The sequence below is a fragment of the Vibrio sp. YMD68 genome, from assembly GCF_029958905.1.
In the GTDB taxonomy this organism is placed as follows: Bacteria; Pseudomonadota; Gammaproteobacteria; order Enterobacterales; family Vibrionaceae; genus Vibrio.
This window is the reverse complement of sequence record NZ_CP124614.1, coordinates 148,639-168,774: the sequence shown is the minus strand read 5'-3', so window position 1 is coordinate 168,774 and position 20,136 is coordinate 148,639. Positions and strand designations below refer to the sequence as shown.

The following is a 20,136-nucleotide window of genomic DNA, read 5'->3' as shown; positions in this document are numbered from 1 at the left end:
ACGCCACTAATATTTTACGGTGTTTCATTATTGCGTAATGAAATTTCACCACCAATAAAGCGCTCAACGCCCTGCTCGGTTTCAAGCAGTACTGCTCCTTGGGCATCGATACCTTTCGATATACCTTCAATTACACGTGAGCCCATAATCAGCTTCACCTTACGGCCTAAATAGTTGTCTAAGCGGTTCCAGCGTTCAACGAACCCTGTCATCCCATACAACTCATAATCGTTTAATGTACTTTGCAAGGTGTTGACCAAAGTAACCGCCAGATCATTTCGGTCAAAAGTTTGAGAATGAGATTGAGCATCACACACCTCTGATAAACTGACCCAGGGTTGTGTTATTTTTTGGGTCACTTCTTGGTGATGGTTTTGGCTATGATTGTGGTTGTCGCTGTGGTTATGGCTACCATCATTGACCATATTCAGGTTAATGCCCATACCGATCACAAGGTTAGCTGCCGCGCCTGCTTGACCAGACATTTCAACCAAAATACCCGCCAGTTTTTTATCCTCAAAGTAAAGATCGTTCGGCCACTTGAGTTTTACGCCATCAATACCGATTTTTTCCAAGGCTTCAACAATAGCAACACCCACAACGAGACTCAGCCCCATCGCTGCTGCCATACCCGCATCTAATCGCCAATAAATAGAGAGATAGAGATTACTGCCAAACGGCGAGACCCATTCGCGGCCACGACGACCACGTCCTTTGGCTTGATATTCAGCGATACACACCGACCCTGATTGCAACTGATCCACTCTATCGAGCTGATATTGATTGGTTGAATCGATGATCGGAACCAGCTCCAGTGGTGTCGTTACCTGAGACTTGAGTAATGCCTCATCCAGTAACTGCATCGGTTTAGACAGCTGGTAGCCTTTGCCTTGCACACTGAAGACATCGACACCCCACGCTTGAATGCCTTTAATATGTTTGCTGATTGCCGCTCGTGAAATGCCTAACCGCTCTCCAAGATCTTGACCAGAATGAAAGCCACCTTGAGACAAGGTCTGCAATATCGCCAGTTTTACTCGATGCTCTTTCATGCCTGCCTCTCCAATAAGCCTTTGCGCTGTAGAATTGCCTTTAAGTTCGTCTCGCCATTGGCATCCATAAACCGCACTTCATGTTCTAATTCAATATTGTATCGCTCACAGACGCTCTGACGCACTTTTGCTGCGAGTAGCACCACATCATCAGCGGTGGCGTTATTGGCATTCACAATCACCAAAGCCTGATTCGGGTGCACTTGAGCGCCACCAACCATGGCTCCTTTCAACCCACATTGATCGATCAACCACCCTGCTGCGACTTTCATCGCTGGGTTGCCTTGTTCATCTGCGGCAGGGTAAGCCACTATCTCTGGAAAGCGTTCCTGTAGAGATTCAAAGTGCGATTGAGTCACGATTGGGTTTTTGAAAAAACTGCCTGCATTTCCAACGTCTTCCGGGTTTGGGAGCTTTTCCAATCGAACCTGACTGACACGCTCAAAGATTTGCTTGGCGGTAACCGTGGCTTTATCAAAGCCTTTTAGTGGGCCATAACCAATATTAGGCTGCCAGTTTTTGACAAGCTCTAGCCCAACGGCGACAACCACCGCCTTTTTATACCACTGATGTTTAAAGATGGAATCACGGTAGCCGAACAAACACTCTTTGGCACTGAGGCGCTTTATTTGATGGCTTTCCAGGCACAATATGTCCACATATTCACAGATATCTTTAAACTCCACGCCATAGGCTCCGATGTTTTGAATCGGTGCAGAGCCTGAACAGCCAGGGATCAACGCGAGGTTTTCTAATCCATCATAACCTTGTTCGACACACCACTTAACCAGCGCTGGCCAATCTTCCCCACCGTTAACATGCAAATGATACGCAGACTCTGATTCGCGAACTTCGATGCCCATCAACCGACTGACCACCACCACACCTTTATAACACTCGGTAAACAACATATTGCTGCCTTTACCTAACATCAGCTTCGGTAAGGCATGCCACTCGGCTGATTGATAGACATCCAATAGTTGCTGTTGCGTACTCACTTCAACGAGGTGATCGCAATATTGCTCAATGGCAAAAGTATGGTAAGAGCCAAGATTGGCGTTAGATAGAGATTGCATGGGCTTCATCGAGTAACTTAAACTGCCACTATTCTACATGACAACGGTACGATTAGATAAGAGGAAGGTCATAATGAGTGAGCTGACAATCGCGGTTCTCCCGGCAATTAAAGTCCCCCTGGTCAATAAACTCTACAAGGTTCACTACCCTTCAGGAAAAGCCAAAAAAGATGAACACATTATTACGGCCTCAAACCGCAGCTCTATTATTGCGATGGTTCGATTTCGCACGATAGAGCAATACCGCCTACTCACTGGGATGCTGGTGATTCCAGAGCAGCGCGAACAAGGTGTCGGCCATGCTCTACTCAACTATTGCCAAGACAATGAGCTGACGAGTAATGACTTTTGTTTTGCATACGACCACCTAGAAGGCTTTTACCGCGCTCATCAATTTGAAGTTGTTGCCCTGGATGAAATGCCCAATTGCCTTAAAAATCTTTACCAACGGTATGTGAATAGTGGCCGAAGTCTCATTCCTATGCAGTTTCAGGTTGATAATTAAGCAACTATGCGCCTTTACTGGTCAACGATAGATTAAGTTTGGTAATATTCGTCTCTTGCAGTTTTTTGCATTTTTTCGCCCAGTTTATGATGCTCTATATTTAAGAGGGCATACCTCAACTTGTTAACGATTAAGGTGATACATCCAACATGATGGTCAATAGGAATCCATTCAATCGACTGCCAACCCTTGCACTAGAGCCTGAAAATTTTAGCGTTCTGTATTCAGCGCAAGCGTTTAGAACTCGCATAGTAAAAGCGATTCAAGAGGCAAGCAAACGGATTTACCTTGTTGCTCTTTATTTAGAGGATGATGAAGCCGGTCGTGAGATCTTAACTGAGCTGTATAAAGCCAAACAGAAAAACCCAGATCTAGAAATCAATGTGTGTGTCGATTGGCACCGAGCACAGCGTGGGTTAATTGGCGCTGCCCCTTCTGAAACCAATGCAGCCATGTACCAATCTTTTGCTGAACAATATGAACATAAGATTCCTGTGTATGGCGTTCCTGTTCGCGGCCGAGAAGTGTTTGGGGTTTTGCATTTAAAAGGATTTATTATTGATGATGAAGTGATTTATAGCGGCGCAAGCTTAAATAACATCTACCTGCATTATCAAGATCGTTACCGATTTGACCGCTACCATGTATTGAAACAACCTGCGCTAGCTGACAGCATGGTGCGCTTTATACGCGAATCGCTCATCGACCACCCAGCAGTCAACAATCTTGCTAGTGATGAAAAACCGGCAACCAAAGATATTAAAGTTGAAATTCGTCAGTTGCGTGCGTTACTCGCCCAGGCCAAATATGAATTTGAACACCAACCTGTCAGTAATGAACAGATTGCCATTACCCCTTTAGTCGGCGTGGGGAAGCGACGTAATAGACTAAACAATAGCATCAATCAATTACTGGCTGCCGCCAAAGATGAAATATTCATCTGCACGCCTTACTTCAACTTTCCACGCAGTGTGGCAAAAGAAGTTAAAAAAGCGATCAAACGCGGTGTAAAAGTAACGATTGTGGTGGGTGATAAAACCGCAAATGATTTCTACATTTCACCAGAAGAGGCGTTCAAAACCATTGGTGGGCTGCCTTATCTGTATGAAATGAACCTTCGCCGCTTTGCTAAAGCTAATGAAGCGCATATTGCGAGCCGACAGCTTTCTATTAACTTATGGAAGCACGACAGCAACAGCTTCCACTTAAAAGGGATTTGGGTCGATAAGCGTTACATGCTGCTCACAGGCAACAACCTCAACCCAAGAGCCTGGAATCTCGATCTTGAAAACGCGATTCTGATTCAAGACCACTATAATCACCTCACTGAACAATTTGAGTTGGAAGTAGAGAACATCTTACAACACACCGAAATGATTTGTGCTTATCGCCAACTTGAAAAGATAGAGCACTACCCAGATCCTGTTCAGAAACTGATTCGCAAGATTATGCGCGTTAAAGCGGATCGGGTGTTGAAGCAGATATTGTAATCTCAAACCAGAAGCTCAATGTTTGAAAAAAACTCCCTATTGGGTAATGCCAGCCAGTTAAGCTGACTGGCTTTCTTTTTATTGGGGTATTTCTTTGCTTTCGGTTTTCCCGCTCTGGGGGAAAATCTTACCACTCTCGATATACTCCATACCAAAATAGTCTTTTTTAGCAAGTAGTGGACTTATCGTAAGCGCCAATTGCTCAGCGTATCGGAGGATTGAACCAAAGCCGTTAGGCCTTGGTTAGATTTGCGCTTTGCTCTCTTCTATCGTCTCTGCGTACGATAGTTTACTGAGAAGGGTATGAAGATAATAGTAAGGCGTAAGTTCGTTTAATTTCGCCTTATTTCAGCTAAAACTACACGTTGCCCGTTTCAAAATCAGGCCTGATTTTTAGAGAATTCTTTAGCGTTCTTCTCTACGAAAGATGAATCGTAGTAGGACTATAGCAACCCCTATCCCTCCTCCTACCAATATACCTAAAGCAACCATAAACTTACGTCGAGGTTGAATTGGAGATGAAGGCTTTGTCGGCGCAGAAACTACTGCGACGAGCTTTGATTCGGGATTTTGTAATATAGCTTGTTTGAAGAGTTGCGTTGCGTGCAAGTCTGTAAGCTTACTAGCCACAGCTCCATCCTGAGCCTTCAGCAATTTCTTAGTTACTCCAACTGTAATATTCAAGCCTTCAAGTTGCTGATTTTTGTACGTTTTGTTCACTTCTTTAGTGAATTTAGAAACGGCAAGAAATGCTTCTTCAGGATCAGTCGACTCTTTTGACACAATATAAAGACCATTGCGATTATCACGACTAAATGAAACGTCGGACAAAATATTTTCTGGGGCAACTTTCAGTTCCATCGATAAATCTCTTGTCCCTAAATAATTGCCTTGAAGTTCAGCAAAAAAATGAGGATCGTATAGAGTCATAACAGTTGCACTAGAGCGATATACATTGGGTTTATTAAAGGCATAGACTGTAGCTAAAAGTCCAAACAACAAAGCAGAAACCAAAATAACGAACTTTCCAGCCCAAAAAGCCTTAATTATTTTGTTCACATCAAGTTCGTCATTAGACAAGAAATAACTTGGAACTCGTGGAGAAGGGGCATTAGAAACTGCCTTTTTAGAGGGGTGGCCGTGCATGATTATTCCTTCAAAAGCAATTGGCAATAAAAACATTGTTAAATGTAATTGATAGTATCACAAGAAATAGGGTAAGCGCCAATGGTAAAACCCCAGAACTAAACACACGTTTACATTGATGAAAATACTGCCTTTCATACATTTGGTTACAGTCCACCATTTGTACCATGATTTGGCTTCGGGTTATAGAAGCATTCAATGTTGTCGAAAATTTCAGATCGTGATTTGTTACGTATTTTATATATCTTTCTCTTCATTCTGTCTCTTTTTAGCTGTGAAAAAACGTTCTGGGCAATCGCATTATCACGACAATTACTTTTCGCCTCATTCTAATTTCCATATTATGCTCTTAAGGAAGCTGCGTCAGTCGCTCGACGAATACTGAGTACCCTGAACGGAGTGTCTTATTACTCGTAATCTGCACCATAAGTTTTGGATACAGAGTTAAGTGAGTACAATCACTAACGAAGTGAACAATGATAAGTAAGAGAATAAGAATCAAACATGCTCCTAATTTAAAGCCGAAGCGTTTAAGTTTAGAAGATAAAGTCGGCGTCTCTGCTGCCGCACGACAGTATCGTTATATGAATCTTAAATCTATGAGTTGCGTAAAGCCGTCAAAAAAGAGATGCGAAGATCAGCAATGAGAACTCGCCACTGACAATGCCAAACTCAAATGATTATTGGCAGAGTAAGCTAAAGAGTTGGATATAGTAAAAAGGCCGCCACCTATTTCGCGAAAAATCTAAAGTAGATTGTTAAGAGTTTATACTCGAACACCTGATGTAATATAGGATCATCCGTAAGGCTAAGGTGTGCGGGGTTTCTCTAAGTGAGTTTTATTGTTGGATTGATAACCAGCATAAAGTCACTCAACGCAACCGAGCGCGACAAGCAGCTTGATAGTAAAGTTAGAGAGCTCTTTTATGATAAAAAAGGAACGCGATGGTACAAGGCGTTTTAAAAACTCTAAGAAAAATGGTAATAATCACTATGTAAAAACCATTGCCGTGAGCATGAAGCGCTGTCTTTTGTAAAGACAGTATGTCTTTACAACAGTATAATACTAGAGTTAGTTTATTAAGAGAAGTAAAAATGGCTAGGCTTGATTTTTTCTGGAAATTATCTCGTTTTAACAAACGAATAATAAGTATTTTTTTCGATATAGTATTTATCATAGGTTCGTTTTATGCAGCGTACTGGACTCGAATTGGGCATATTAAGTCCTTAGATGATGTATCAACTCGTTATGTAGTGCTAGGCACAGTGCTAATCACTATTTTCGCTTATATTAAACTAGGCTTGTATAGAGCCATCCTTCGTTATTTAACGTTTCATGCTCTTGCGGTTCTTAGCCTTGGCACTGCTATATCAACTGTTACGGTGGCTGTTTTAGCATTTTATTTGGATACAACGATCCCAAGGTCAGTTCCTATTATTTATGGAGCCTTTCTTTGTATACTTAGTGGCGGTTCAAGGTTAACTGTTAGAGTGTTGGTCGCTCAGGTAGGTAGTAAAGGGAAGCGAAATGTTCTTATATATGGCGCTGGTTCAGCAGGGCGTCAACTAGCCTTTGCTTTAAGAACCTCGGAAACTCATAGGGTTATTGCTTTTATTGATGAAGATTCAACATTAGAAAATACCATTATGATGGGGCTGAAGGTTAATGGTATAACAAGGGCTGATAACCTTGTTGAAAAACATAAAATTAGCCAAGTTCTACTTGCAGTCCCAAGTGCATCAAGGGCTCGGCGAAAAGAAATTTTAGATTCTCTTGTACACCTGCCCGCAGAGGTTTTGACGGTTCCTGACATGCAAGATATTGTGGAAGGAAAGGCTCAAATTGATGAACTTAAAGATGTCCCTATCGAAGATTTACTTGGCCGTGATTCTGTAGCGCCACAACAAGCCTTAATGGAATCAAACATCAAAAATAAAGTAGTAATGGTCACAGGAGCCGGAGGCTCGATCGGTTCAGAACTGTGTCGTCAAATTTTGATAAATCAACCTACAGTATTAGTGCTTTTTGAAATTTCAGAATTTGGTTTATATCAGATCGAGCGAGAGTTGTTAACTCTTGCAAAAAAGGAGAACTTAACTACTGAAATTATCCCTTTATTGGGGTCTGTTCAGCGAGTTCACCGTCTATCAACAGTAATGAATAGCTTCAAAGTTAACACTGTATACCACGCGGCTGCATATAAGCATGTCCCGCTTGTCGAGTATAACGTTGTTGAGGGTGTAAGAAATAATGTGTTTGGTACTTATTACACTGCGAATGCTGCAATTGAAGCTAAGGTTGAATCCTTTGTCCTAATCTCTACTGATAAAGCCGTGCGTCCAACTAATGTTATGGGAACCACAAAGAGGATTGCTGAATTAGGCTTGCAAGCTCTAGCTGAACAGGAAAACTCAAAGAAAAATGGTACCCGCTTTTGTATGGTACGCTTTGGCAATGTACTAGGCTCTTCAGGTTCAGTCATACCATTGTTTAAAAAGCAGATAGAAAAAGGAGGCCCAGTTACTGTAACCCACCCTGATATTATTCGATACTTTATGACAATCCCCGAAGCAGCCCAGTTGGTTATTCAAGCTGGAGCAATGGGCAAAGGTGGTGACGTATTTGTTCTAGATATGGGTGATCCAGTTAAAATCACTGATTTAGCAGAAAATCTTATTCAATTGTCAGGTCTTCTAATTAAAAATGAAGAAAACCCATATGGTGATATTTCCATTGAATTTTCAGGGCTTCGTCCTGGAGAGAAACTTTTCGAAGAACTATTGATTGGTGAGGATGTAGGTAAAACGGCACATGAGCGAATTCTTACCGCCAATGAGAAATTCTTACCTATTGAAGAATATGCTCAGTTAATAGATTCACTTGATGTTGCTTGTCATGACTTTGATCATACTCAGATTCGTCAGCTATTGCTTGACGCACCAACCGATTTTAACCCTACAGATGGTATTGGCGATCTGGTTTGGAAAGCTCAGCAAGTGATTTAGATTCTGATTACAGTAAAGGCTCTTAGCAAGGTAATGCCAATCAGTTAAGAATTTAACCGGCGGATCAATTGAACGATCTTACCAATGTATACGAATCCGAGAGATTGATGTATATCGAATTTTTATACCATGGGGCGTTTACAAAAGAAGGAATGAATGGAAGAGTAACAGCTGGGCGATACTCTTCCCATAAATACGGGGCAGTTTCTAACTATTAGCCCCCTGTCCTTTTTTCAGCAAGAGGGAAACCTCCGTAGTTACTCAACGGAATAAAGATAAAACTTCCTCTGGCTTATTGGGCTTATCAATAATTCAATTAATTGTACGTTTGGATTATCAACAATTTCATATGCTGAAAAAATGTATTCCCCTCCCATCTTTTTTAACTCATGAAAGTTCAAATCCAGATTATAAAGTTTTCCATTTTGGGGTGGTCTAGTAAATATATAAAAACGAGATCCCCATTTATCATAATATTCTTTAAGATTGGGGGTTACTTCAAGCTCATCACTAATTATTCTTCTAAAATCATTCTTATAATCTAAGGGATAAATAACAAAATATCCATCTAGTGTATAAAACCCGTTAAACTGAGAGACTGCGGGATCAAAACCAATACTCACCACCCGATAATCACTTTGAGGTCGACCTATTTTCTCTTGCACTGTCTCATACAAATCTTCTTCAAAAGTATAATTAAATGAGCTGTGTAAGACATCACGACCTAAAAGTTCATAGATGGCAAGCTTAGCGTTAATTTTGATTTCATTTTTACCACCCCAAAACTGATAAGCTAACTGCCCCCCTAAACACACGGTAATTACAAATACAAATAGTCTACCTTTTGGAAGCAGAGCCAGCGACATTGCAAAAATAGCAAACCAAATCATTGGGGTAAGGAAGTGAAAGCGGCTAAAATTAAAAGAAGAAAGAATCGAAAAACTCTCTTTTAAAAAGATAATCCCATTCCAATACCACAACCCATAAATCAGAGAAATCAGAGCGCATATTCCAAGAAGCAATCCAATTGATTTCTTATATGGTGATTGCCTACGTGCGTTCAAACATAGAGCAACAACCGAGAATACTAAAATAGGTAAGTGTTTACTAGCAGCATGGTACTGCCCTTCAGTAAACATAGAAAAAGCCAACTCCAAAGAGCCAGAGAAAGGCTTGCTAAGATACCATAAGTCAAAAGATTCCCGATGTGAAGGGATGCTGTTTTCTGATAACGTATAGGAAATGAGTTGATAGTTAACATAAATATAAGATAGGGACAATAAAACTAACCCTAAAATAAAGAAGTAGGGTAGCCGCTTATGCAACAATGCATATCCAAATATGAAAAGCATCAATACACTGATGAAGAACACTCCCACAAGAGCTAGGGAGGAATAAAAAGGAAACGATGCAATCAATAATAGGCTCAGTATTGTCTTACGCTTATTAACTAAGTTTAAAAAACTCCAAGCTAATATAGGTTGCCCTGATACCGACACTCCAAAAACACTATAGTATGGCAATAGTGCGAAACAAATTGCAACACCAAGCGATATCCACATGCGACCTTTGATTACATACTCATCCAAAAGAAGAAGCATACCAATCAGTCCAACCAATCGCACTATGAGCTCAGCAATAGTAATAGCCGTATAAGGTTCAAATACCATTAACAACCATACTGTTACATTGGCCCCGGATGGTAAAAAATATCGAGGCATTCCATTCATTACCTGCTCGATCAGACCAGTCTCATTGGGATTCAGTGAATAGTTTGCTACATGTATTAAGTCTAAAAAGGCAGAGTCTAAAAAGTCATGCCCTATTAGATAAGAGTCTCCACCCAAAATAAGTCGGGGTAATAAATAAGTTCCCAATATAAAAAGCACGCCAAGCCCCAATGCTTGAACGAAACTAATTTCCAACCTGCAAGGTAATCTATTTTTAAAACTATGAATCATATATAATCAACCTAGTAACTTTGGTGCTATAGCTCTCGATAGAACGGCTCTGAGAACACTGCAAGTCTTTTCAATTTCGTCATCCTTAAGTGTTGGGTGTACTAATAGCATTAAACTTGTCTCACCTAATTCTCTGGCATTTCTTAATCTCGTTTCTGGTTGCCAAGAGGTGTTATCAAATGCCTTTTCTAAGTAAACCTCAGAACAACTTCCTTGATAAATAGGAACACCGCGGTTGGAGACTTCCTCCACGATACGATCTCGTGTCCATCCCGAAGCTAATTGTTCAGGCCTAACAAAGAAATAATACTTATATTGCGCGTGTTCAATGTGCTCCGGCACGTTCACCAGCCTGACTAAATCAAACTCAGAGATCGCCCCAGAGATCTTATTGGCATTCTCCTGCCTTTTTAGTGTCCAGAAATGCATTCGCTTCAATTGGATCCGGCCAATAACCGCTTGCATTTCAGTCATTCGCCAGTTGGTACCAAAGCTATAATGCAGCCAACGGAAACCAGGTGGGTGCTCTTGGCTATAGATCGCATCGTAGCTTTTACCATGATCTTTGTACGACCACATCCGTTGCCAAAGCTGTTCATCATTAGTAGTCACCATCCCACCTTCACCACCGGTAGTCATAATTTTATCTTGGCAGAATGACCAAGCTCCAATATGACCAATGGTACCAACGCTTTTTCCTTTGTACTTAGCGCCATGTGCCTGCGCGCAATCTTCTATCACATAGAATCCATGTTTTTCGGACAATGCCATGATGTCATCCATTTCAGCTGGCATACCTGAAAGGTGAACGACAATCACCGCTTTTGTTTTAGAGGTCAGTACAGGTTCGATAGTTGTTGCTGATATGGCCTGACTATTCAGATCAACATCAGCGAAAATAGGGATAGCACCTGAGGTTACAATCGAAGAAGCTGAAGCCAGAAATGTTCTAGGTGTTGTAATCACTTCATCACCAGCTTGAACACCTAATGCCTTTAGTGCCACATCTAAAGCCAATGTCCCATTGGCGAGAGTTACCGCGTGTTGACAACCAATCCAACTCGCAAACTCTTTCTCAAAGTCTCGGCACTCGCTACCCGTCCAATAGTTCACCTTATTAGAGAGTAAAACGCGACTAACCGCATCCGCCTCTTCTTGCGTATACTGTGGCCATGGAGAAAAAGGGGTGTTTAACACTGTATAATCCTATTCTATAACTGGTTTTGCTGGGGTTCCGATGACGGTCAAATCATCCATAACATCACTGACAACTGTTGCACCAGCGCCTACAGTAACTCTCTGACCAATGTAAATTTGCTGCTTTACACAACATCCAATACCAAGCCAACTCAATGCACCAGCGTTCACGCCACCAGCCAAATGCGCACCAGGGCTAATATGTACAGCATCGCCAAGCCAACAATCATGATCGATACTTGATGAGGTGTTAATGATACACCCTTTACCTATTCGGGAGAATGGGTTAACCGTCGCATGAGCCATAACCACACTGCCATCGCCAATTTCACAGTATTTACTCACAACTGCACTTGGGTGTATCAAGGCAGGTAGTTTAGCGCCATTTTTCAGCAGTAAATCCAGCTTTTGTTTTCGCACGTGATTGTTTCCGATCGCAACAAAAATAGAATCATACTCACTAAGCGAAGAAAGTAACTTCTGCGTATCGCCAACCACCGACCAACTCTCGATTTGTGTTAACTCTGGCCACCTTTCGTCAAAAAACTCAACACTACCGATTTGGCTAAGCTCAACCATATCCGCAATCACTTTACCATGGCCGCTGGCACCTAAAATCGCGCATCTACTCATTTCGGTTTCCTTTGAATGGCTCAATGGTGACATGCCCTTCCGCCGAAATATCTTCTTTGACGAGTACCTTTTTTACCGTCAGAAACAGTATCTTGATATCTAGAATAAAGGACTGATTATCAACATACCATGTGTCGAGTTTAAATTTATCTTCCCAACTAATCGCATTGCGTCCGTTGATTTGAGCCCAACCCGTCACACCAGGCCGAACGTTGTGTCTGCACGCTTGATCTTTCGAGTAAAGCGGCAAATACTGCATCAAAAGAGGCCTAGGGCCAACCAAGCTCATCTCTCCTTTAAGTACATTCCAAAGCTCAGGCAATTCATCCAAACTAGAGTTCCTAAGTTTGTTACCAAAAGCAGTCATTCGCTCAGAATCAGGAAGAGGATTACCTTCTTTATCGACGGCATCTCTCATCGTCCTGAACTTTATCATTTTGAACGGTTGACCATCTAACCCTGGGCGAGTTTGTTCAAACAAGATTGGCGAGCCAAGGTTCCTACGTACTTTAAATGCCAAAAAAGCGAACAACGGTGAAAAAACAATCAAGACAGACACCGAAACGAAAACATCAAACAATCTCTTGAGCATATTACTTATCTTCTTGTTCTAGATAAAAATCTAACATAGCCTCAACGACTCTTTGTTGGGCGAAGTCTGTACAGGAGCGCTTGTAAGCTGCCAGTCCCATATTGTGACGCAGTTCTTCATTAGCAACCATTTCTCTCATCACGTTATATAGAGCTAAGTCATCTTTAGCAGCCACCAATACCCCTGTTTTTTTATCCTCAATCGCATCACTGAGTCCGTAGATAGATGATGCAATCGCTGGCAAACCCGCTGCTGCCGCTTCTAATACTGAAGTACCAAAACCTTCCCGATAACTTGGCAATACGAAGATATCACTGACGCTATAATAATCTTCAGGGTTAGTGGTAAACCCAACGCGATGCACATTGGAGTTATTAAGATGGTTAAAGAACAGCTCGTCATATTTCTCTTCATTTGGCCCAACGAGTAAAAGATGTGCTCTTTTATCCTGCTTGGATAATTCACCGAATGCAGAGATAAGCTCATCAATACCTTTGTCTTGGCACAAACGGCCTAGAAACAAAAATAGAACATCTATCTCTTTAATACCCAACAACTGGCGAATCTCTTTTCGAGAAGCGGGATTAAATATAAACCGCTTCGTATCAACACCACTAATAGACCCCCGCGCTAACACCTCAGGTTCAGATCGAGTCACACCTTCACTAAATAAAAACTCAGCTTGAGATGGACTATCTGCAAGTGTCACCGTCGTAGATGCAGCAATAAGTCCGTCCAACTGTTTCAATAGCGCTCTAAATACACCAGTTTTTGTTACCCAGACTTGCCCCGTGAACGTATGAAAACGCCTTGGGACAAAACTCAACTTCGCCGCTAACATGCCTAACAAACCTGCTTTAGGCGTTATACTATGTACACTATGGTATCGATGAATTATGAAGTGCCACCAAAGAATGGCGAAGGCAACAGGATCTCTCAGTAGGGATATATCTCTTGAAATTGGAACATGCTTAAAGTGAGCGATACCAGTATTATTAAAATCTGACATATCAACGCCATCAAAATTGGAGATCAGAGTGACTTCATATTTTGAAGATAGATACTTCAGATGAGGAGAAAGAAACACTTTCGCTGAAAGAGAGTTCGAGGTTACAAAAGCGATTTTTTTCATTTTAGTTTGCCAGATTGTTCGCTAAGTGACATGACATAATCTCGAATACCCTGTTCCAGTGACACTCGATTCGTGTAATCTGTGTAATGAAACAGCTTATCATTCGAATAAACAACACTCGTATTCAAAGCGCAAATTTTTCGTTCAATCACACTATTTCTGGTAAGCCTAGACACCCATTTAGTAACTTTAAGAATAGCCAGGTAAGGATATTTACTTTGCCGTGGTGTTATACCCAAAGTGTCGCAAACGATTTTGACGAACTTAGTTTGAGTAATAAAGTCCGATACAATAAAGTCCTGATTAACCGTTTGTTCATGAAAACCACACAGAACTAATGCATCAACAACGTTGTTTATATGTACATAGTTGGAGTGCACGGTTTCAGCTTTGTTTGATTCAAAAAACCATCCCGAGTGAATTAACCCTATCCACTTTTCTAGAGACTTATTCGTCATATCGAGCGAAAATACATTGGACGGGCGCAGAATAGAAAAGGGAATATCATTCTTTAAACAATAGCCACGAACTTTCGTGTCTGCTTCAGCTTTTGTTACTTCATAAGGTCCATCAGGGCAAAACGGATGGTCTTCCGTTACCTCACCAAATACATTTTGACCATACACACCAACACTACTTAGCTGGACCCAGCGCGTATCGCGATTTTGCAACGACTTCAGCAAGCGCATTGTCCCATCCACGTGGAGTCCTTGCATTTTTTTTGGATCTTTGAGCTCCCCAGCACAGTTGAATATAACATCGAAGCCGGAAAGATCTGGAACAGATTGATGTTCGTTACTTAGGTCAAACTCAATAAGGCCTAACGCTTTATATGCGTGATTATAACTGTCTCTATTTCGAGTAATAATCGAAACTTGGCATCTTAGTTCAATTAATCGGTCAACTAGGTTGCGTCCGATATAGCCGCTCGCCCCTGTCACCAGAACCTTAACATAGCTTAAATCTACACCATCTAAGTTGAAAGTGGAACGTTTATTCATTTTGAAAGCGCCAACTTAATAAAACGCAAACTGCTAGACAGCAGCACAATGTGAACCAAGCCTTTTGATTTGGATTCAACTAAGAATTTCACAGAAGCCAGTAAATACTTCATCGCAAAGCGATATTTACCATCGACATTCCCCAATGAAGAGGATAAGACTCGATACTTGATCAGCTCTTGTCCAATGTGAATAAATTTACATTCTGCTTTGTTGAGTAGGTTTAGCCACAAGAAATAATCTTCGCACGTGACTAATTCTTGGGATTCATCAAACTCTAAATCACCTAACAGAGAACGACTCACCAATACGCTTGATGTCACAACCCGGTTGCTATACAACTCATCTTTTACATCGTAATATTTGTTTGGTTTTTTACGTGATGGCGATAAGTAAGCAGAATGGTCATCAACAAGTCGAGCGGATGAACAGAGAAAGTTACATCCCTCAGTGTTCGCATACTGTATCTGTTTTTCCAGTTTTTCTGGATACCACACATCATCAGAATCCAAGAAGGCGATAAATTCACCTTGTGAGTGGCGAATACCTATATTGCGAGGTGATGCAGGGCCGCCTGAGTTTTGTTCACAACGAATCAATTTAAACCGCTCGAACTGCTGTGCCATTCGGTTCACGGTAATCGAACTCGTATCTGTAGAAGCGTTGTCTACAACGATAACTTCATAATTTTTATACGTTTGGTTTAAAACAGACTGTAAGGTTTCTTCAATATAGTTTTCCGCATTGTATAACGGGATAACGATACTGACCAAAGGTGAGGATTCGTTCATTTATCTAGCCAATAGTTGAAATATTTTTTGCGCTTCTTGTGCTATGTAGTCTCTATAATGATGAGTAATCACGGCGGAAAGCTTCTTATTCGATACCAACAATTCAGCGGGTTTAGTGGTGTCTTGTTCGTTAACCATGACCGTTACTTCTCCACCAAACTCTTGTTGGTAAGCTAACTGAACTCTATCAACCATCTGATTTAGCGAATAGGATATACCGGCTGAAAGATTGAAAGTATCATTAATCGGTTGTGACAAATGAATTAGCCGACTGACAACGTCAACAACATCTCCCATCCAAATGAAGTCCCTTGTCGCCAATCCATTACTCTTTAATTGAATCTGTCGCTGCTGGAAAGCTTGGTGACAAAGATCGTTAAGCGCCAAGTACCACTTATCTGAATCTATAAACGTCGGGCAACCGTAGCTGTTGGAAAGCCGAAGAATGACGTAGTTTAGCCCACTCTGCCTGTGGTGCTTTTCAATGTATTTTTCTGCAAAATAATGAGTCAGCCCGTAATCGTTCACAGGGATTACAGGGGTAGACTCTTCAACAATCCCACTTGATTTGCCATACACATGAAAAGTACTGAAGTAAACTAATTGTCCCACTCCATGCTTAGCAAGGGCTTGACATAGTAGCTCGGTTCCTAATGAATTAATCAGTAGTGCGTCTTTTGCGTAGTTAGCTTGAAAGTGTTCATTGTAACTCGCGGTATGGATACACACATCGTAATAGCAGTCGATGGTTAAATTCAGCTGCTCCAGTTTCGTGATATCCGCTTGCACAAATCGATAATTGGGATGATCGATTACATGGCGCTCATTTCGCGCCAACACTGTCACAGTATGCTTATCAAGAAGATCACGTACTAACCAAGAACCAAGGTTACCTAACCCTCCAGTAACGAGAATATTCATGGCTTACCACTCAAACTTAATGTCGTGAAGCAGTTTGACTTCACTCTCATTTGGGTCGTGGGGAATACTCGCCAGATTAAGCAATAAGTTTCGCGACTCTCCTGTACCTTGGAAAGCGAGCCAAACCCCCTGAGGTACTGTTAGGCGGCAATAGTTCTCTGCAGATAGTTCGGTTTGATAGAATTGCCCATATGTACTCGATTGATTTCGATCATCGCAAGCAACGAATTTGATTTTACCTACCGGAACCACCAAATTTAACACCATTTCAGTGTGCTTCTTCCAGCCTTTAATTTCTCCAAAATTAACTTCCGAAAAATACGCTTCACCAAAGCCCGCATAGCCACTGTCGGAACTTTTCATCGCGTGAAAAATATCACCTTTAGGATGTGAGATTTGTTTCAAAGGAGTAATGAGCAATCCATCTAGCATGTTATTTAGACCACTTTAATTTTAGGGTAGCAGCATGTTGGCAGTAATCAGCAATTTGTTGCGAAGTAAGTACTCTCATATTAGAGCTAGCGGTATTATAGAAATCATAATACCACTCACTTACCATCTTGATGCACTGTTTATAGTTCAAGGTTGCTTCCCACTTGAGGTGGAACAACGCTTTATCACAATTAAGTTTTAGAAGGCCAGCTTCATGGAAGGGGATATGATCCGTGACTAAGTAAGCCTCGTTTGGATCGGAGAAATGCCAATATTGACTTAGATGTTCTAGAAGGTCTTTAACCGTGTGATTCTGCTCAGACCTCGGGCCAAAGTTATATTGCTCACCATGGTGATTTGGATTGCAAGCCATGCCCTCACCTAGAGCCAAATAACCACTTAATGGCTCCAATACATGCTGCCAAGGGCGTGTTGCATCAGGACAGCGAATCTCGACTTGCTTTTTGTCGCTCCAAGCTCTCATGCAATCAGCGACAATGCGGTCGCTTGCCCAGTCACCACCACCGATCACGTTACCCGCTCGCCCGGTTGCTAAGCGCACTTTGCTGGCTGGGTCTTTGAAAAATGACTGTTGGTAAGCATGGAAAATTACTTCAGCTGCCCCTTTGGAACCACTGTAGATATCTTTACCCCCCATGTGATCCGTTTCTTTATACCCCCAAACCCACTCGATGTTTTCATAGCATTTGTCGCTGGTTACAATAACCGCATTACATTGATGCTCAACAACTCTCAACGCTTCTAGAACATTTGCGGTTCCCATAACATTGCTTGAAATTGTGTCTAGAGGGTCAGAATAAGAGAGCGAAACAATAGGCTGTGCCGCTAAGTGAAACAGAAAGTCAGGCTTGAAATCCAAAATGATGCTGCGAATCGTTTCCAAATCACGCACATCAGCGATATGATGTTGAATATCACCCTCTAAACCTAGCTCTTCGAACATAGATGGCTGAGTTGGAATATCTTTTGAGATACCACATACTTCAGCACCTAGGTCAAGCAACCATGTGGTCAACCAAGAGCCCTTAAAACCAGTATGGCCAGTAACGAGTACCTTTTTACCTTTGTATACATTGTTAAACATACTAATCACCAAGATTTCCAGAGAGCTTTGCCGTTTTCTAACATTTCAGTAAGATGTTTTTTGTCATTCAACGAGTCCATACATTTCCAAAAACCATGATGCTTGTATGCCATTAACTCGCCATCGAGTGCAAGGTTTTGCAGAGGGCTTTGTTCAAAGACAGTTGGATCTCCATCTTGGATATAATCAAAGACTTTGGGTTCGCAAACAAAGAAACCGCCATTAATCCACGCGCCATCCCCTTTCGGTTTTTCGAGGAAGTTAGTGACATTGGGGCCATCAAGTTCCAAAGCGCCAAATCGACCGTCCGGTTGTACAGACGTCATCGTGACCGATTTACCATGAGACTTGTGGAATTCTACAAGACCCGAAATGTTAACGTCTGAAACACCGTCTCCATATGTCAGCATAAATGGCTCATTACCAACGATTTCCTGAGCTCGCTTAACTCGCCCACCAGTCATGGTGTGCAACCCCGTATCTAACAAAGTCACGGTCCAAGGCTCAGACGTATTCTTGTGAATCTTCATTTCGTTAGTTGAAAGATCGATCGTTACGTCGCTCTGATGAAGGAAGTAATTAGCGAAATATTCTTTAATGTAGTAACCCTTGTAGCCCAGCAGAATCACAAATTCATTGTAACCATGTTGAGAATACATCTTCATGATATGCCATAAGATTGGCTTACCTCCGATTTCAACCATTGGCTTTGGACGGACATCAGTCTCTTCACTAAGGCGAGTTCCGAAACCACCTGCAAGCAATAATACCTTCATGCACTGTATTCCTATGTTATTTATTGCCAGTTTACTATATGTCTCAATGGAAGCCCATTTGTAATTGTAAACGTCCCTTCTCTAGTGGCACTCAACTATAGAAGCTATTTCAAATCAAAAGCCCTAGCAATGTTGCTTTGTATCGGACTGACAAAAAAGTTTGTCCTGTACCAATGTGCAATTTGATTTATTCTCTGAGGGTTGTCATTTCTATAATCTAACAACTTCTTAGAAAGAATTTCAACGTCACTATTTTCGTATGCTATATCCCAAATCTCTCCCTTGCCGTGGTTGACAAGTGGGTTTGCTGTAAGGTTATTCTGGCTAGCAATTATTACAACTGGAATTCCACAAGCAACGGCTTCGACACTAGTTCCAGAGGCCGTTCCGATGACTAACTTAGCGCTCTCAAAAAGTGTATATATATTTAATTCAGTTATAGCAACACCACCTGGTAGAGTCCCAAGTTTAGTAATATCAATTGCGGGGTGGTTTTTGAAAAGAGGTTTATCGAAAGATTTCGCTACTTCCAGCATAAACTTAGTCTCTTCAATTAAATACGAACCTAAAAACAACACATTACTTCTACTCGATACACCTTTGAAACTAAATACATCCGAATATCTGAGGGAAACACCAACCGAATACTTTACCTTTCGAAGATTTCTTAAATAAATAGCACCATTTACCATGATACTATGAGGTGAAGAACCATGATGATAATCCAAGTCATCAACATAGCTATTAAAATAAGTTTCATAATTAAGATAAAATTGCAGCGCTGTAATTCTAATATTATTATACTTCCTTATCGCATAATTAAACCCCCTTTCAATTGACTGAAACTCACTCCACGAGTAGACATTAACTATTTTTCTATTAGCCAAGTTTTTCCCTAACACATAGCGAGTTAAGCTAACAAAGTCAAACTTACAAATATCTCTCACTAATGATATATTGAAAATATTATTATCTAAACTATCACCACCTTGAATCAACCTTAAGGTTTTGAAAGGATACTGAATAATAAAAGTAAATAGATAAATAAAATCTTTCAGCTTCAAAAATTCATATTCTAGAATGATATTTTTTTCACTACGTTTAATAATCGAAAAGAGATTAACTAACTTGAACGGATTTTTCCCTGCCCCAATGATTCTAGGAATAATAACACACGGTTTTCCACGAGATTCAAAAAATTCATAAAGGCCAGGGAGATAATCATCATTAAAATAACCTTTCGAGTTAACCTTTGGGACCACTAAAAATGTATCAATAATATTGGTCATTTCGTAAGTAGATTCGTTATTATAGAGAGTT

At 41.1% G+C, this 20,136-nt stretch carries 18 protein-coding genes; 3 read left to right on the top strand and 15 right to left on the bottom strand.

The window, feature by feature from the left end; genetic code table 11:
* Positions 1–14: 14 nt before the first annotated feature.
* Both birA and murB read right to left on the bottom strand, forming a co-directional pair.
* Entirely contained in the window at positions 15–1,052 is a 1,038-nt protein-coding gene (gene birA / locus QF117_RS06730; RefSeq protein ID WP_282388317.1) for a bifunctional biotin--[acetyl-CoA-carboxylase] ligase/biotin operon repressor BirA, read from the bottom strand.
* Entirely contained in the window at positions 1,049–2,137 is a 1,089-nt protein-coding gene (murB, locus tag QF117_RS06725) for a UDP-N-acetylmuramate dehydrogenase (protein WP_282388316.1), read from the bottom strand. The genes birA and murB overlap by 4 nt, the downstream gene beginning before the upstream one ends.
* Positions 2,138–2,201: 64 nt before the next feature.
* Between murB and QF117_RS06720 the strand changes: the two genes are divergently transcribed.
* Entirely contained in the window at positions 2,202–2,633 is a 432-nt protein-coding gene (locus tag QF117_RS06720) for a GNAT family N-acetyltransferase (RefSeq protein ID WP_282388315.1), read from the top strand.
* 149 nt (positions 2,634–2,782) lie between these two features.
* Positions 2,783–4,123 (top strand): CDP-diacylglycerol--serine O-phosphatidyltransferase, encoded by a 1,341-nt coding sequence (pssA, locus tag QF117_RS06715; RefSeq protein WP_282388314.1) that lies wholly within the window; start codon positions 2,783–2,785, stop codon positions 4,121–4,123.
* Between the two features lie 405 nt (positions 4,124–4,528).
* On the opposite strand, the gene QF117_RS06710 is transcribed toward pssA, so the two are convergent.
* Positions 4,529–5,269, bottom strand: coding sequence for a Wzz/FepE/Etk N-terminal domain-containing protein (locus QF117_RS06710; protein ID WP_282388313.1), 741 nt, complete (start codon positions 5,267–5,269; stop codon positions 4,529–4,531).
* 1,095 nt (positions 5,270–6,364) lie between these two features.
* Between QF117_RS06710 and QF117_RS06705 the strand changes: the two genes are divergently transcribed.
* Entirely contained in the window at positions 6,365–8,275 is a 1,911-nt protein-coding gene (locus tag QF117_RS06705; RefSeq protein ID WP_282389433.1) for a nucleoside-diphosphate sugar epimerase/dehydratase, read from the top strand.
* Positions 8,276–8,532: 257 nt separating this feature from the next.
* Here the strand turns inward: QF117_RS06705 and QF117_RS06700 are convergent, their stop codons facing one another.
* The 12 genes from QF117_RS06700 to QF117_RS06645 all read right to left on the bottom strand — a co-directional run bounded on the left by QF117_RS06700 (position 8,533) and on the right by QF117_RS06645 (position 20,105).
* A complete protein-coding gene (locus QF117_RS06700) occupies positions 8,533–10,236 on the bottom strand; it encodes a DUF6044 family protein (protein ID WP_282388312.1) in 1,704 nt (567 codons plus the stop codon).
* Positions 10,237–10,242: 6 nt separating this feature from the next.
* Positions 10,243–11,433 carry a DegT/DnrJ/EryC1/StrS aminotransferase family protein gene (locus tag QF117_RS06695; RefSeq protein ID WP_282388310.1) on the bottom strand — a complete coding sequence of 397 codons (1,191 nt, stop codon included), beginning with the start codon at positions 11,431–11,433 and terminating at the stop codon, positions 10,243–10,245.
* A 9-nt stretch (positions 11,434–11,442) separates the two neighbouring features.
* A complete protein-coding gene (locus tag QF117_RS06690) occupies positions 11,443–12,066 on the bottom strand; it encodes an acetyltransferase (RefSeq protein WP_282388309.1) in 624 nt (207 codons plus the stop codon).
* Positions 12,059–12,658: a sugar transferase gene (locus QF117_RS06685; RefSeq protein WP_282388308.1), complete on the bottom strand. Its 600-nt coding sequence runs from the start codon at positions 12,656–12,658 to the stop codon at positions 12,059–12,061. The genes QF117_RS06690 and QF117_RS06685 overlap by 8 nt, the downstream gene beginning before the upstream one ends.
* 1 nt (position 12,659) lies before the next feature.
* Positions 12,660–13,790, bottom strand: coding sequence for a glycosyltransferase (locus QF117_RS06680; RefSeq protein WP_282388307.1), 1,131 nt, complete (start codon positions 13,788–13,790; stop codon positions 12,660–12,662).
* Positions 13,787–14,791 (bottom strand): NAD(P)-dependent oxidoreductase, encoded by a 1,005-nt coding sequence (locus QF117_RS06675; RefSeq protein ID WP_282388306.1) that lies wholly within the window; start codon positions 14,789–14,791, stop codon positions 13,787–13,789. The genes QF117_RS06680 and QF117_RS06675 overlap by 4 nt, the downstream gene beginning before the upstream one ends.
* On the bottom strand, positions 14,788–15,582 hold the full coding sequence (locus tag QF117_RS06670; RefSeq protein ID WP_282388304.1) for a glycosyltransferase family 2 protein: 795 nt from the start codon (positions 15,580–15,582) through the stop codon (positions 14,788–14,790). Before QF117_RS06670 ends, QF117_RS06675 begins: the two co-directional genes overlap by 4 nt.
* Entirely contained in the window at positions 15,583–16,503 is a 921-nt protein-coding gene (locus tag QF117_RS06665) for an NAD(P)-dependent oxidoreductase (RefSeq protein ID WP_282388302.1), read from the bottom strand.
* A 3-nt stretch (positions 16,504–16,506) separates the two neighbouring features.
* A complete protein-coding gene (locus tag QF117_RS06660) occupies positions 16,507–16,935 on the bottom strand; it encodes a dTDP-4-dehydrorhamnose 3,5-epimerase family protein (RefSeq protein WP_282388300.1) in 429 nt (142 codons plus the stop codon).
* 1 nt (position 16,936) lies between these two features.
* Positions 16,937–18,040 (bottom strand): CDP-glucose 4,6-dehydratase, encoded by a 1,104-nt coding sequence (rfbG, locus tag QF117_RS06655; protein ID WP_282388299.1) that lies wholly within the window; start codon positions 18,038–18,040, stop codon positions 16,937–16,939.
* A 5-nt stretch (positions 18,041–18,045) separates the two neighbouring features.
* Positions 18,046–18,816 (bottom strand): glucose-1-phosphate cytidylyltransferase, encoded by a 771-nt coding sequence (gene rfbF, locus QF117_RS06650; RefSeq protein ID WP_282388298.1) that lies wholly within the window; start codon positions 18,814–18,816, stop codon positions 18,046–18,048.
* 104 nt (positions 18,817–18,920) lie between these two features.
* On the bottom strand, positions 18,921–20,105 hold the full coding sequence (locus QF117_RS06645) for a hypothetical protein (protein WP_282388297.1): 1,185 nt from the start codon (positions 20,103–20,105) through the stop codon (positions 18,921–18,923).
* Positions 20,106–20,136 lie beyond the last annotated feature (31 nt).